Origin of the sequence: Empedobacter falsenii (assembly GCF_019308355.1) — a bacterium.
GTDB classification, from domain to species: Bacteria; Bacteroidota; Bacteroidia; order Flavobacteriales; family Weeksellaceae; genus Empedobacter; species Empedobacter falsenii_B.
On record NZ_JAAGKM010000051.1, the window covers coordinates 1 to 15660 of the forward strand.

Here is a 15660-nt window from a genome sequence, read left to right on the forward strand (position 1 = left end):
ATTTGGTATAACAGAAATAGAAGACATAAAGCTTTGAATTATAAAACTATTTTTGAGTTTAATAATAATTTACAATTTTTAAAAAATGTAGCTTAACTTACACTGGAAAATTCAGGGGGATATCCATATTTATCAAAGTAATTACAACAAAATATATCGTGTAAAAGTTGGTATTATAGTTGTGAGTTCCTTTCAATTTGGTATATTTATCAAAGTAATTACAACTGGCATGGCAAAAGATCAAGTATATGATGGGTTGTGAGTTCCTTTCAATTTGGTATATTTATCAAAGTAATTACAACATCTTACAACTAAATCAACTTAATGACGTAGTTGTGAGTTCCTTTCAATTTGGTATATTTATCAAAGTAATTACAACTAAAAAGTAGTAAATAAATAGATCATTGCAGTTGTGAGTTCCTTTCAATTTGGTATATTTATCAAAGTAATTACAACTAAACGGCATTAATATTATGACAACTTCAAGTTGTGAGTTCCTTTCAATTTGGTATATTTATCAAAGTAATTACAACGTAGTAGCTTCGATGTAGTTGTAATCTTTAGTTGTGAGTTCCTTTCAATTTGGTATATTTATCAAAGTAATTACAACCTGCGTTTTCAATTGTCATTACAGAGGATGGTTGTGAGTTCCTTTCAATTTGGTATATTTATCAAAGTAATTACAACTTGACCACTTTAAAATAATTATACTTTCTCGTTGTGAGTTCCTTTCAATTTGGTATATTTATCAAAGTAATTACAACTATTAATTTATTTAGAAAGTAAATAATAACGTTGTGAGTTCCTTTCAATTTGGTATATTTATCAAAGTAATTACAACGGACTTACGGAGGTTCTCATGTTCTGCTGGGTTGTGAGTTCCTTTCAATTTGGTATATTTATCAAAGTAATTACAACTGTTGCTCCTCAAGCAAAATTGAGTGCTGCGTTGTGAGTTCCTTTCAATTTGGTATATTTATCAAAGTAATTACAACCTGCAGTTGCTAACGTTGTAGTTGCTTTACGTTGTGAGTTCCTTTCAATTTGGTATATTTATCAAAGTAATTACAACAACTCATTGCGTAAACCTCGTTTACTTGGTGTTGTGAGTTCCTTTCAATTTGGTATATTTATCAAAGTAATTACAACTTTCGATATTAAACGCGAAGTATATGCCTAGTTGTGAGTTCCTTTCAATTTGGTATATTTATCAAAGTAATTACAACCTATCGGAACAATTGAACACGCAATCGAATGTTGTGAGTTCCTTTCAATTTGGTATATTTATCAAAGTAATTACAACAAACTCTTTCAATTGTTACACGACCTTGTGGTTGTGAGTTCCTTTCAATTTGGTATATTTATCAAAGTAATTACAACTAAACGGCTTGATTTTGCAATGTAGTTTCTGTTGTGAGTTCCTTTCAATTTGGTATATTTATCAAAGTAATTACAACGAACAACAAATATTAAAATATTTACTCCAAGTTGTGAGTTCCTTTCAATTTGGTATATTTATCAAAGTAATTACAACTGTAACAAAAAAGGATTGGAAACAAAAATGGTTGTGAGTTCCTTTCAATTTGGTATATTTATCAAAGTAATTACAACAGGTTGGAATCCTGAAGGTTTTTTCGTTTGGTTGTGAGTTCCTTTCAATTTGGTATATTTATCAAAGTAATTACAACAGTATTTACAAGTCAATTCTTAAGCTATTAGTTGTGAGTTCCTTTCAATTTGGTATATTTATCAAAGTAATTACAACACACTCGTAGACATTTACGAAAAGACATTAGTTGTGAGTTCCTTTCAATTTGGTATATTTATCAAAGTAATTACAACGCAAAATAAAAAGTATAAACGAATAACAGTGTTGTGAGTTCCTTTCAATTTGGTATATTTATCAAAGTAATTACAACGCAAAATAAAAAGTATAAACGAATAACAGTGTTGTGAGTTCCTTTCAATTTGGTATATTTATCAAAGTAATTACAACAAGGTGCGCCAGATACCTGTTGTGAGTTCCTTTCAATTTGGTATATTTATCAAAGTAATTACAACAAAGTTTTTTATAAAGCTGTAAAGCTGGTTGTTGTGAGTTCCTTTCAATTTGGTATATTTATCAAAGTAATTACAACTTATAAGGGAAATTCTGTTACATATTATTAGTTGTGAGTTCCTTTCAATTTGGTATATTTATCAAAGTAATTACAACATAACAGAAGCTAACGAATAGCGAAGGCGTGTTGTGAGTTCCTTTCAATTTGGTATATTTATCAAAGTAATTACAACAATTTTCAATTCTAATTTGATTATCACTTAGTTGTGAGTTCCTTTCAATTTGGTATATTTATCAAAGTAATTACAACTAACCTTGATAAATCGATACCTTGATTATAGTTGTGAGTTCCTTTCAATTTGGTATATTTATCAAAGTAATTACAACTACTTACAGTCCAACTGTAGCAACATCACTGTTGTGAGTTCCTTTCAATTTGGTATATTTATCAAAGTAATTACAACGCATTTAAAAAACATTAGTACCTTAACAGCGTTGTGAGTTCCTTTCAATTTGGTATATTTATCAAAGTAATTACAACTTTCACGGTCGAAGGGAAAACAGTTACAATGTTGTGAGTTCCTTTCAATTTGGTATATTTATCAAAGTAATTACAACTCACCACAAAAAAAGGAGGATCAAAACTTAGTTGTGAGTTCCTTTCAATTTGGTATATTTATCAAAGTAATTACAACCGAAATTGCTAAATCTATCACTGGTTTCGAGTTGTGAGTTCCTTTCAATTTGGTATATTTATCAAAGTAATTACAACCAAACATAATCAAGACAAATTTAAACAACAGTTGTGAGTTCCTTTCAATTTGGTATATTTATCAAAGTAATTACAACGCGTTCTTGGATTTGTTAAACTGGTGAAGTGTTGTGAGTTCCTTTCAATTTGGTATATTTATCAAAGTAATTACAACGTAAAAAATGTGTAAGTCCCAGTGTTCACTGTTGTGAGTTCCTTTCAATTTGGTATATTTATCAAAGTAATTACAACTTTTCAATATGATTACCATTCATTTTCCAGGTTGTGAGTTCCTTTCAATTTGGTATATTTATCAAAGTAATTACAACATCATTTTGAAGTGCTGCTTTAATATCCGGGTTGTGAGTTCCTTTCAATTTGGTATATTTATCAAAGTAATTACAACTAAGTAGGAACTTATTTACTAATGTTTCAAGTTGTGAGTTCCTTTCAATTTGGTATATTTATCAAAGTAATTACAACCATAATACTAACAGTAATACTAACAAACCAGTTGTGAGTTCCTTTCAATTTGGTATATTTATCAAAGTAATTACAACTCAAACCTAACGGCACGCTTTAACTCGCTTGTTGTGAGTTCCTTTCAATTTGGTATATTTATCAAAGTAATTACAACTTTTGTCCAAGAAATAGTAGAATTGATTGGGTTGTGAGTTCCTTTCAATTTGGTATATTTATCAAAGTAATTACAACTTAATTACCAAAGCATATAAATATAACTAAGTTGTGAGTTCCTTTCAATTTGGTATATTTATCAAAGTAATTACAACATAACTGGTCCGACTTTCATCGACCAATGAGTTGTGAGTTCCTTTCAATTTGGTATATTTATCAAAGTAATTACAACTGCCGAAGTTCAGAAGTTAGAGGACGCCTAGTTGTGAGTTCCTTTCAATTTGGTATATTTATCAAAGTAATTACAACTAAGGCTGCTTATTTTGTACATTATTGTAAGTTGTGAGTTCCTTTCAATTTGGTATATTTATCAAAGTAATTACAACTTGCAAAGAGTTAAAAGTACCATCAACACTGTTGTGAGTTCCTTTCAATTTGGTATATTTATCAAAGTAATTACAACCTAATTGCATTGGTAAACAAGGTTCTCCAAGTTGTGAGTTCCTTTCAATTTGGTATATTTATCAAAGTAATTACAACTAGATGATGACAAAGCAGGAAAAGCCGCTAGTTGTGAGTTCCTTTCAATTTGGTATATTTATCAAAGTAATTACAACTTATCCGAACAAAGTAAAAGTAACCATGCAGTTGTGAGTTCCTTTCAATTTGGTATATTTATCAAAGTAATTACAACTCGCGTGCTTTTCTGTCTTCATTCTTGGCGTTGTGAGTTCCTTTCAATTTGGTATATTTATCAAAGTAATTACAACCTTCTCCGTCGCCAAAAATGATCCAATTTGGTTGTGAGTTCCTTTCAATTTGGTATATTTATCAAAGTAATTACAACGACGAAATGTTTTCAAAGTCTTTTCTTTGAGTTGTGAGTTCCTTTCAATTTGGTATATTTATCAAAGTAATTACAACCTGGATGTAACATGTCGAGACGTTCCGTAAGTTGTGAGTTCCTTTCAATTTGGTATATTTATCAAAGTAATTACAACAGGAAAGCGATCTTCTATATACATTCGTGTGTTGTGAGTTCCTTTCAATTTGGTATATTTATCAAAGTAATTACAACGAAGAGAATAAAAAAAATAATGAAAATGAAGTTGTGAGTTCCTTTCAATTTGGTATATTTATCAAAGTAATTACAACTAAGTATCAAATCTTGCACACGCAAGGAAAGTTGTGAGTTCCTTTCAATTTGGTATATTTATCAAAGTAATTACAACATGGCAATGGTAAACAACAACTTAAAAAACGTTGTGAGTTCCTTTCAATTTGGTATATTTATCAAAGTAATTACAACTAAAAATCAAAAAATCTTTGTATTGAATTAGTTGTGAGTTCCTTTCAATTTGGTATATTTATCAAAGTAATTACAACACCAGGAAGTAAAACCAGGAAGATAAACGTGTTGTGAGTTCCTTTCAATTTGGTATATTTATCAAAGTAATTACAACTATATATCAAGTAACAAAGTACTGCTTTTTGTTGTGAGTTCCTTTCAATTTGGTATATTTATCAAAGTAATTACAACTTTTAACGAGTATTTTGTGGAAGCTGCATAGTTGTGAGTTCCTTTCAATTTGGTATATTTATCAAAGTAATTACAACTGTGTTCTTAGATTTGAAGCTGCACGAAATGTTGTGAGTTCCTTTCAATTTGGTATATTTATCAAAGTAATTACAACTCCTAACTACGGAAATAAAACTATTCCTGCGTTGTGAGTTCCTTTCAATTTGGTATATTTATCAAAGTAATTACAACAACTATATTGAAGCTACAACCACACGTATAGTTGTGAGTTCCTTTCAATTTGGTATATTTATCAAAGTAATTACAACTATTGGATGTATTTATTGCATCAAATAATAGTTGTGAGTTCCTTTCAATTTGGTATATTTATCAAAGTAATTACAACTAAAAAAATAGTATTAATTTAGTAGCGTTAGTTGTGAGTTCCTTTCAATTTGGTATATTTATCAAAGTAATTACAACCTCATTTTTATTATCCTTTGTTTTAAAGGGTTTGAGAAGAAAAGTAGAAATGAGAAAAAAAGTAAAAACCGATAGAATACATATTATTCTATCGGTTTTTTTATTTCTAAAACAATTCTAATTGTTGGGGTCGTGTGGGTAAATTAGTTTCTTTTTTTGAAAAGAAGATCTCCATTTGTCCAAATTGTTTATCGGTAATACAAATAATTCCTACTTTCCCATATTCAGGTAATTTAGATTTGACGCGTTTTATATGTACCTCAGCATTCTCTTTACTTGGGCAATGCCGCAAATAAATCGAAAACTGAAACATTGCAAAACCATCGTCAAGCAATTCTTTTCGAAATCTTGTTGCTTGACTTCGTTGTTTCTTTGTTTCGGTTGGTAAATCGAATAAAACTAAAACCCACATAATTCTATATGCATTATAACGACTAAAACTCATACCATTTCAGGAAAACGAATCATACGCTGCTCCCCTGTCATACACTTATACAACGAACTTGTTGTAGAACTTAGCGCAACCAACAAAGGTCGTTTTAGTCCATCCATCATCACATCTTTTGTTGCAATCGATAACAAATGCGCTTTGGCTTCTTTATTCATTTCTGTTGGTCGAAATGGTTTATTTATCCATTCTAATACCAACTCGTCAACATAAGGACGATAAGGCTCCATTATATCGTCAGCCAAACAATAGGGATTGTATTTATTACGATGAAAAATACCAATGGTAGGATTTAATCCAGAACTCACTAAAGCTCTTGCAACCATACTTCGAAGAATAGCATATCCAAAATTCAGAAAATTATTAGGAGCATCACCATCTCGTTCTCTCGTAAAATTGTCAAATAACTGTTTCCAATAATATTGTGCAGCAATTCCTTCCATATTCGTGGAATCTCCAGATTTTACATTCGTTAAATAATTCTGCATAGGCTCCTCTACAAAACCAAACTTACTCAACAATGCTTTCTGTTGATAAATTTTAGCTTCTATTGTTTGTTTCCACAACTGTTTGCGCAATGGTTCCGAAACATTAATCTGATGTTTCAATCGCTCACTATGCTCAACGTGTCCATTCATTGGCAACATCAATCCTAAAGGCATATGACTTTCGTCGCAGCTAATAATTGCCACATTATTTTGTTGTAATGTCACAATAAGTTGATGACTAATGGTTATTTGATAATGATCCAATACCAAAAAACCCAAATCTTCAATCGGCACAGATCCTTTGATTTCTTTAGTTGCAGTATCTTCTATTTTCAACTGATTGTCTTTCAATTTCAAATAAGATGGATTGCCAATGTAAATGGTGCGTTTTAGCATAGTTTAAATTTAAGCTTTTGAAATGTTTCCTAAACGGTCTACTTTGAGTTTTATGCAAACAGATTTAATCTGAATACCATCAAGTGAATTTTGATTTTTAGATTGCGGGCTACCTAAACCAAGTTCATTTTGAATTGATAATTTTATCTGTGTTTTTTCTTGTTCCTTATTTGACATGTTAAAAAGTAAACTAGAAACATTTGATGGCACAAAATTCATTGTAGTTCCACTTCCATCCGTAAACTTATAAACCCGATTTAATTGCTCTTTTTTCATTTTTGAAAAATCAATCAAATTCGGATTCTCTTTTTCCTCTTCTGTCGGCACATATACCAAGTCATTTGGATTTAGTACAAAGATTAATTTGAAGTCTGTATCATCCGGGTGTGTTACAGGGCAAGGTTCAAATCCGTCTTTTAAATTTTGAACTGACTCTCTTAAAGTTGGAATATAAAACTTTCTATCTGTTCCATTTTGATAAAATCCGCAGAAAGCATTACTTCCTGCAGCAGTAACAACATATTTGGTGCTTTTTTGTCCGTATTCAGAAACCGAAAATTTAGTCCCCATTGCATCAGCTGTCCTCACTTTATAAATGGGATGATGAAACTTTCCATTATTAAGATTTACAATATTATTATTCATTTCTAATATTCCATCTGGAGAAAACGCTTTTTCTGTATCATATTTAACCTTATCATCAACAAGTTCTTTATAACTATCGAGATGATTTTTCAATATTCGTTGAATACCTGTGTCTGTAATGGATTCAATTGTTTTGATAATTTTATCCGAGGATATAGATGCAAAAGACTCTAATTCATTTCCGAATCGCGTTGCAACAAATTTTTCGTATACTTCTACTTTTGAATATTCTTTTCCAAGCTTTTCAACAATTTCTTTTATAGTTTTATTTTCTTCCTTTAAATTATTCACAAGAGATAAAACATATGAATCATACAAGTCATAATTTACCTCTAGCGCTTTTTTTAAGCTAATGCTAATAACATTCTTATTTGTGTTTTCATTATTTTGCAATTTTACTTTACCATAAAAGGTGTCTTCATGAAGTCTTTTTCTTACATTATAGTTAGTAACTTCTTTTAATCTTTCTTGTTTAAAAACATTAAGCCTCCCTTCTTCAGTTTTTAAATATTTATTCCATCTTTGTCGAATAACACGATTTTTTTGTTTGAAACTTGCAATTGTATTTTCTAATGCATTTTGAGCTATTTCTTTAAATATTTTGCTTTTTGTTTCTCCAAATTGATATTCAAATTCATCAATTCCATCTTTAGTTCTTACTTGTGCAGGAGGCAAGAAATACCATTCTTTTTCATCATTAAAACCATTCCTTGAGTTGGTTAATTGAAATTTAATTCCCTTTCTTGTTTTTAATTTTTCTTCATCATTTTTATCTTGTGATGAGATATTGTTGAGATATTGTACGTGATTTTCAGTTGTTAGAGCAATTATCAAAGCATCTAAAGCATGATGACGATGATCAATTCTCTTTGGATCAAAATTTTTGTTAGCTTCTTCTGGAACTGTATTGATAAAAACTTTATGACCATTTATCTCTCTGTAATCTCCAAACAAATTTGAATTGGTTAATTCATTCAATCGTTTAAATCTTGGAGAAACAATTTCATTCCAAGCATCATTAAGCTTCCAATGTCTTTTTAATGTTGATGTAATGGTACCATTTGTTGCCAAAATATTTTTGGAACGAAAGGTATCTTCATCTTTTTCTCGAACAATGTTGCTCAACAGTTTCATTGCCATTTTAGAAATGTATTGACTATTGTTCAATTGACTATTAGTAAACTCTTCGGGAATTTCTTTACTCAACAAGATTTCTCTTTTCCTTCCAGAAAAATTGTTTTTTATCAATACTTCATATTCATCAATGGAAAGTATTTCGATCGACTCATTGTGTGCAGAACAAAATACTTTTTTAGATTTAGCATTAGCAATAAATTGATATCCCGTTGCAGCTTTTTTCTCTTTATTGACTTCAGTTTCACATATTACTTTATTGTACAACGCATTCAAAGTAATGCGCTCTTGCGGAAAAATATGTTCTATTTCATATTTTTTACGGTCAAATAAATCTGATAGTTTTATGAATTTCCCTGTATAAGGCGATTGGTAACGTTGGTCAAGCCAAAGTTTATATCTTTCAAAATCGCTTCTACTTACTTTAGAAAATTCTTTAGTTGTTATTTCTTTAATTTCCTTTTTAGTTATCTTAAAATATGGATAATCTTCTGTAATTTCTTCTGTATTTGAATACTCTTTTGTGTCTTTATCATACTCAATTGATGATATTAACCCCTCTTCTAAAATTCTCAGTTTCTCTTGCTGAAAAGGTGATTTTTCCTGCAGTGAAGGATTTGTTCTTTTTAATTCCCGAAGAAGCTCAACAATACGTTCGTTGGTTTTCTGGTTTTCTTTATTGTTTTTATCGTCTTTTTCCTTTTGCTTATTGTTTTTCTTCATTTCTCGACCTAATTCAATATGAATTCTGTCGAATAATTTGTTGTAAATAATATTGCCTTCTTCATCAGTCCCAACTTTTTCTCCGTAATATTTCCAAATATCTTTCACAACGTGAAGTGTTTCTACCAAAACCTTTTCTACTACTGGATTATTTAAAGAATGTTGTTTGAATTCATTTTTTAAATAATTCTCGATATCATAAGGCGATTGCCAAAATTGAACTTCTCCAACTTCGGAATAACGACCATAAACCAAATAACAAGCACTTGAAACCCAAAGCCCTTGGAAATCTTTCAATTCTCCATTGATTTCTTCCTTATCTAATACTTTTTGTTTTGCTTCTTGATTAGTTTTAGATAAAATAGTTTCAACTTCCTTTTCATTCCAATATTTTCCCAGTCTTAAAAAGGGCAACATCTTTTTGATGGCTTTTTCGGAATAGGTTCCATAATCATTAGTATATCCTCCGAAAGAGCTAAAGTTTTTCACTAAATCTGCGTGAAACTCTTTTGACAACCCGGATTTTTCTAACAACCGATTAATAATATTACTTAAACCTTTAGTGAATTCATCTTTTTTCTTTACAGAATAAAAGAAATGCCAAAGAGTGTATTCATTTTCAGGTGTTAAAAATCTTTTGTAATCAAAACCTTTAACTCGTTTTGTTCTTAAAATAAAATTATATCTCGTTGGATTGCAAGGTTCTTTATCCGATGCAAAATTCCATTTATGACTGTCACTATTTATATCTAAATCCTTATACTTTTTATTTAGAAACCCGAGAATATCTTTTTCTGTAACACTTTCTTTATCATTCAAAAAAGCATATAATTCTTCTTTAAGTTCGTTTGTCAATAATTGACTTGTAACATCCAGATTGATTTTAATTTCATTATTGATAATATCTTCTTTCTTAATGATTTTAAGTCTTTTAATAAACTGCCAAAGCCTAAATTCTTGATACAAAGGGTTGGCTTTGTGTATTGCTTTTAAAGAATTTTTATATTTCTTTCCAGTTTTTTCATCTGCACGTTCGTAGTTTTCTTTCTCGTAAACACAATCAGCAATCAAAGATTTTTTAGACTTTAAATCTCTTTGATACATTAAAATATCTTCTTTAATCAAGTGATTAAAATCTAATTCCTTAATTGTTTTTTGATGGCTGATATTATTAGGATACAAAAGCTGAATAGCTTGTTCGTAAAGTTCCCTATTCTTTAATTCAGGATGAAATTGTTCCTGATTTTTATAGATAACATCCAATTCTTCACGGTAATAATCTCTTTCGATAACCGTAATTAAATCTGCTTTAATTTTTTGTTTTGGATTCTGTAAAAGGTTATAGTACACGAAGGAAGCAACTCCTTTAGTGTTATTTTTTGTATTGAAAGAAGTTAAGGAAGTTTCCGTTTTTAGTTTCATCAAAGTCCAATCTTTTTCCATTGGAATATTGATATTTCTGCCTTTATCTGCACCTTTTAATATCCTTTCACCATTCTCATTATATTTGGATTTAATAATAAAATCTCGTTTAGTATCTTTCCATTTGGGCATAAACTTACTTTGTTGCTCCTTAATCCAGCCTGTTTCTAATTCAACCTCGAAAATAAAATTTTCTTTTATTTTTCTTCCAGTATTTCTAACATCAACTATAGTAAATTCACGAACCTCATTGATGATATATTCGGTTTTCTTCGCATCAATTGTACCTTCATCATCATATTTAGAAACAATCTCAACTTCTTTTAAATCTCCTATTTCCGTAATTGGAATCTTCGTTTCCTCCTTGTATTTAAAAAGTTCAATGGTTTCATTATTATTATCAACAAGAACGATCTCGTAAGCATCTTCGTTTTCAATCTTATGAATAGTTTTTACTTTTCCGACAAAGGAATCTGTCATTTCTCCTTCTTTTTGTATTTTTTCATCTTGCCCAATTACTTTTTCATAGCCTCTTTTTTGATTAAAGCTTAAAGTAATCCAAGCCAGTTGCTCTTTGGTAAGTTCAAAATCTTTATCAGTAACCGCTTTATGTCTTAGATAATACAATGTCCAATCGTAAGGAATTTTTGTTTCGTTGCCATTTTTTTTGTGATAAAACATTTCAGGATATTTTTTCCTGAAATCATTTTCCATTTGGTAGTAAGCATCTTTAAAAAGGAATTGAAATTTGCCATTTTCATCTTTGTAATAAGCTAACTTCTCTTCAGTCCCTTTTTTAAACTTACCACTTCGTTTCCCTTTTTCATTTTCAAATTCAATAGATAGTTTATAATGCTCGGGAAGAGCATTCAATAAATTTAAAACACAATGAAGTCTATCTCTTCTTAATAAATATCTTTCATTAAGTTTTCTTGGAGAACGTTGAGTGGTTCTCTTCGCTGCACTACTTTCTGTTTTAGTACCACTTTCAAATTTTGCAATTTCGGCTGCATCCATTGTAAGGATACGAGATCCAATACCTAATATTTTTACTATTTTATTATCGTGGTCAATTTCTATCAAAGCCCAACCAATGGAGTTGGTACCTAAATCGAGTCCAAGTATAGTTTTAGTCATAAGTTTTTATTTTGCCTATTAAATTACATAAAAAATATTCTATGTAATTACGGTTTCACGTAATTATATATTAATATTTTATTTTTATATTTGTCTTATTGAAAGGAACTCACAATAAGGATTATTCCGTTGTGAAAACATTTAGCGCCTCACCTATCTGTGGGGCTTTTTTTATTTTTCTTATTGTGTAAAATAAAAAACCTCCATAAAATTGCTTCTAAAGAGGTTGTTATTTATACTATTTTGTGTTTTTAAAACTAAAATTGGAGTTGTGCAACAGTTACCGATGTTGTACGACGTTTTTATATTTTTTTTAAATGTCACTTGTTTTTTTGTGTTAATATTTGTTACTTTGTGTCAAATTGTAAATTATGGATACTAATTTTTTGACTGTCGATGATGTTGCTAAAACTTTAAAAATTACAAGACAAACAGTTGCTAAATATATACAAAAGAAAGAGTTAAACGCCGTAAAAATTAATAAAAGTTATAGAGTTTCTTATCAGGAATTTCAAAATTTCTTATCAAGTAATTCTATGGTTTCTGAGTCAGAAACTCTTTATTTGAAGAAAAGTCGAAATTGCTATTTAGACTATGAAGGTAAAGCAAGCGAAACTGAAATACTCAACAATAAGCCTTCAGGTTTATTGAAATCTATTAATGATGAAAATGAAAGTTTGTCAAATAAAATGATTTTTGGAGATAATTACTATGTTTTGAAAGCATTATTACCAAAGTATAAAAGTAAAGTTGATTTAATTTATATAGACCCACCTTTTGGAACAGGTTTGAATTTTTCTAATATTGAAAATAACCTTGCTTATTCTGATAAATTAGTTAATAGTGAATTCTTGGAGTTCATTAGGAAAAGACTTTTTTTATTAAGAGAATTTATGTCTGAAAATGGAAGTATCTATTTACATATTGATAAAAAAATTGGTCATTATGTTAAAATAATTATGGACGAAGTTTTCGGTTATGAAAACTTTATAAATGATATTACTAGAATAAAATGTAATCCCAAAAATTTTGCAAGAAATGCTTACGGTAATTATTCAGATATGATTTTATTTTATGCTAAAAATAGAGATAAAAATATCTGGAATGAAATAAAGGAGCCTTTAACAAAAGAAGAAGAAATTGATAGTTTTCCAAAAATTCATCCTGTTTATGGAAGATATACGACAAATCCAATTCACGCTCCAGGAATTACAATTGATGGTGATACAGGTAAAGAATGGAAAGGAATTTTTCCACCAAAAGGAAGACATTGGCGATATAGTAGAGAAGAGCTTACAAGATTAGATGATTCGGGCTTAATAGAATGGTCTGAAAAAGGAAATCCAAGAAAAATGGTTTTTGCAAATGAACATAAAGGTAAAAAAGTCCAAGATGTATGGACTTTTAAAGATAAAGGTCTTTCGTATGTTGATTATCCAACACAAAAAAATCACGATTTACTGAAAAGAATTATTTTAAATTCATCAAATAAAGACTCTCTTATTATGGATTGTTTTGCAGGTTCAGGAAGTACACTTTTAGTGGCAAATCAATTAAAAAGAAATTGGATTGGTATTGATAATTCTAACCAATCGTTTGATGTAATTAAACAAACATTTAAAAAAGGCAACATTAAGTGTAATTTTTATGAATATGTTTCTATGGATTAAGAAATTGATTAAAATATTCCTCTAATAGTATTGCACTTACAATATCATATTCTGATTCTTGAATATTTACAGCTTCTTTATTATTAACTAGGCGATGATTAACATTATATAATGACCAAGGAAATCCATCAACTACACCTATTCTAATTACGTCTCCTCTTTGGTTTCTACAGAATTTTAATACTTCTTGTACTTGTTTTTCTTGGTTTCCGCCTGGTTGTCCAATCCATTTAGCTTCGCCAATAATTAATTGATTATTTACTTTTGCAATTAAGTCGGGTCTTTTGTCTAAATTTTGGTTTAAAATTTCATTAATATATCGTTTTCCAATTTCTTCTGAAGAATCAAGGATACATATTCCATTCGAAGATTCTTGAAAAAGATTAAGTGGCAAAAGTGTAAATCTTTGTCGTAACCAAGCATTAAACATTGGTCCCATTTGCGTGTTTAATTTTGGTGCTGATTCCAGTCTAACAACAGTTTCTTCCGCAGTCATTGAATATAATGAATTGGCAATTCTCTGAATTTGAGCTGGATTATTTATGTTGCAACCTTCTATATTTTTAAGTAAATACCAAATAGGATCTTCATATGGAAATTTGGTTAAAGATTTAAGAATTTCAATTAATTCATTTGTTCTTCTAGATTGATGAGCATTAATAATTCTTCTTCTTACGCTTGGTTCAAGTCTTTCTGGAGAAGCAATTTGAAAAGGATAAACTTCAAGAATTTGGTCTAGATAATTTGTGTCTTTGAATAAATTTATGCTTCTTAAAACCCATTCGTTTAATTGCTCTGGGTTATTTTCTATGTCTATTGTTCTTTCCATATTCTATTAAAAAAAACTGCAATTTAACAAAAATAATTAAAAGTTTCGTTTTTATAAAATGTCGTACAACGGAAAAAGGCTTTGCGAAGTGCGGGAATTCGAAGAAACAAAAGTTCAAGAATTCAGAAACGAAGCAAATGCTTTTTCAGATTGTCTAAATTAAAGAAAAAAACAATATGAAAAGCAGTTGCGGATTATTTTGACAATATTTTCAGCTTTGACTTATCCCCGCATTTTGCAAATACTATGTTGAACTAAACCTCCGGTAGCTTTCGCTGAGATGATTTTGTACCTTAGTATATATTAACGATTAAATAATTGATACTATGGTAACTAAAAAAAATCTCCGGAGGAATTAAGAGCGAACAAATATTTGAATCGCGCTTGTAGTGAAATTAGTGGTTTTTCTGAACTACTACAACGTTTTGAACGAAATATTTCAATTTTAGGGCGAAGTAAACGCACTTTCGATAATTATTCGCGCCATGTGGCGGCAATGGCCTTACATTTTGGTTGTTTACCAACCGAATTAGACCCAGAACAAGTAAAGAATTATTTGTTTGAACTCCAACAACGCGCACAATCGCCTTCTCAATCGTATTTTAAACACACGGTTTACGGACTTCGGTTTCTACTAAAAACCGAAGATCTACCTTACGATTATCTTCATTTGCCCGCTATTCCTAAAGAAAAAAAGCTACCAGTTATTTTGAGTAGAGCAGAAATATGGCGCATGCTTCAACATGCCGATTTACTCAAACATCGCCTTTTAATTGGTTTGATTTATGGTTGTGGTCTGCGTTGTATGGAAGTGCGAAATATTGAGTTAAAGCACCTTGATTTTGATCGTAAATTGCTTCATATCGTTCAAAGTAAAGGTAAAAAAGATCGATATGTTCCACTTTCTGATCATCTCATTAGAGGGATTAAAAAGTATATTTCAGTAGAACATCCTACTACTTTTTTATTTACAGGCAACAGCAAAGATGCTAAAGGTTTTGATTCTCGTTACAGTCAACGCGGAGTTCAATGGGTAATTCAATCCATCTGTAAAAAGGCAGGAATTTTAAAAGATGTATACACGCATACCTTGCGCCACAGCTATGCTACGCATTTACTCGAAGATGGTGTAAATATTCTTCAGGTTCAGAAATTAATGGGTCATGAGCGTATTGAAACCACTATGGAATACCTACATGTTTGCCAATTGGAGCAACAAAAAGTACACAGTCCACTTGATACCGTTTTTGCTTTATGCAGCCGCAGTGGGAAGTAGCCCATGTATTGCAAAAAGTAGATTTATCCAACCAAAACTTTACC

The 15660-nt window shown here is 30.0% G+C and carries 6 protein-coding genes and 1 CRISPR repeat array; of the genes, 2 read left to right on the top strand and 4 right to left on the bottom strand.

The features are described 5' to 3' along the window. Nucleotides 1–178 precede the first annotated feature (178 nt). A CRISPR array of direct repeats spans nucleotides 179–5448; the repeat unit is 47 nt; unit sequence GTTGTGAGTTCCTTTCAATTTGGTATATTTATCAAAGTAATTACAAC. A 106-nt stretch (nucleotides 5449–5554) separates the two neighbouring features. From cas2 to cas9, 3 genes are read right to left on the bottom strand one after another with little or no spacing between them, the layout of a single operon-like run. Continuing rightward, nucleotides 5555–5893 (bottom strand): CRISPR-associated endonuclease Cas2, encoded by a 339-nt coding sequence (gene cas2 / locus G0Q09_RS13430; RefSeq protein ID WP_219035252.1) that lies wholly within the window; start codon nucleotides 5891–5893, stop codon nucleotides 5555–5557. Further along, complete coding sequence (gene cas1 / locus G0Q09_RS13435; RefSeq protein ID WP_219035253.1) at nucleotides 5890–6780, bottom strand: type II CRISPR-associated endonuclease Cas1; 891 nt, start codon at nucleotides 6778–6780, stop codon at nucleotides 5890–5892. The genes cas2 and cas1 overlap by 4 nt, the downstream gene beginning before the upstream one ends. A gap of 9 nt (nucleotides 6781–6789) precedes the next feature. Continuing rightward, complete coding sequence (gene cas9 / locus G0Q09_RS13440) at nucleotides 6790–11841, bottom strand: type II CRISPR RNA-guided endonuclease Cas9 (RefSeq protein ID WP_219035254.1); 5052 nt, start codon at nucleotides 11839–11841, stop codon at nucleotides 6790–6792. A 371-nt stretch (nucleotides 11842–12212) separates the two neighbouring features. Between cas9 and G0Q09_RS13445 the strand changes: the two genes are divergently transcribed. Continuing rightward, complete coding sequence (locus G0Q09_RS13445; RefSeq protein ID WP_219035255.1) at nucleotides 12213–13511, top strand: DNA methyltransferase; 1299 nt, start codon at nucleotides 12213–12215, stop codon at nucleotides 13509–13511. Here the strand turns inward: G0Q09_RS13445 and G0Q09_RS13450 are convergent. Beyond that, complete coding sequence (locus G0Q09_RS13450) at nucleotides 13501–14340, bottom strand: hypothetical protein (protein WP_219035256.1); 840 nt, start codon at nucleotides 14338–14340, stop codon at nucleotides 13501–13503. The two genes, G0Q09_RS13445 and G0Q09_RS13450, sit on opposite strands and share 11 nt — an antisense overlap. 373 nt (nucleotides 14341–14713) lie before the next feature. Between G0Q09_RS13450 and G0Q09_RS13455 the strand changes: the two genes are divergently transcribed. Further along, a complete protein-coding gene (locus G0Q09_RS13455; RefSeq protein ID WP_115000913.1) occupies nucleotides 14714–15616 on the top strand; it encodes a tyrosine-type recombinase/integrase in 903 nt (300 codons plus the stop codon). Nucleotides 15617–15660 lie beyond the last annotated feature (44 nt).

Excerpts from the sequence above, each read along its gene's own strand:
- G0Q09_RS13445 (WP_219035255.1), top strand. The coding sequence starts at position 12,213 with ATGGATACTAATTTTTTGACTGTCGATGATGTTGCTAAAACTTTAAAA.
- G0Q09_RS13450 (WP_219035256.1), bottom strand. The coding sequence starts at position 14,340 with ATGGAAAGAACAATAGACATAGAAAATAACCCAGAGCAATTAAACGAA.
- cas1 (WP_219035253.1), bottom strand. The coding sequence starts at position 6,780 with ATGCTAAAACGCACCATTTACATTGGCAATCCATCTTATTTGAAATTG.
- cas9 (WP_219035254.1), bottom strand. The coding sequence starts at position 11,841 with ATGACTAAAACTATACTTGGACTCGATTTAGGTACCAACTCCATTGGT.
- cas2 (WP_219035252.1), bottom strand. The coding sequence starts at position 5,893 with ATGAGTTTTAGTCGTTATAATGCATATAGAATTATGTGGGTTTTAGTT.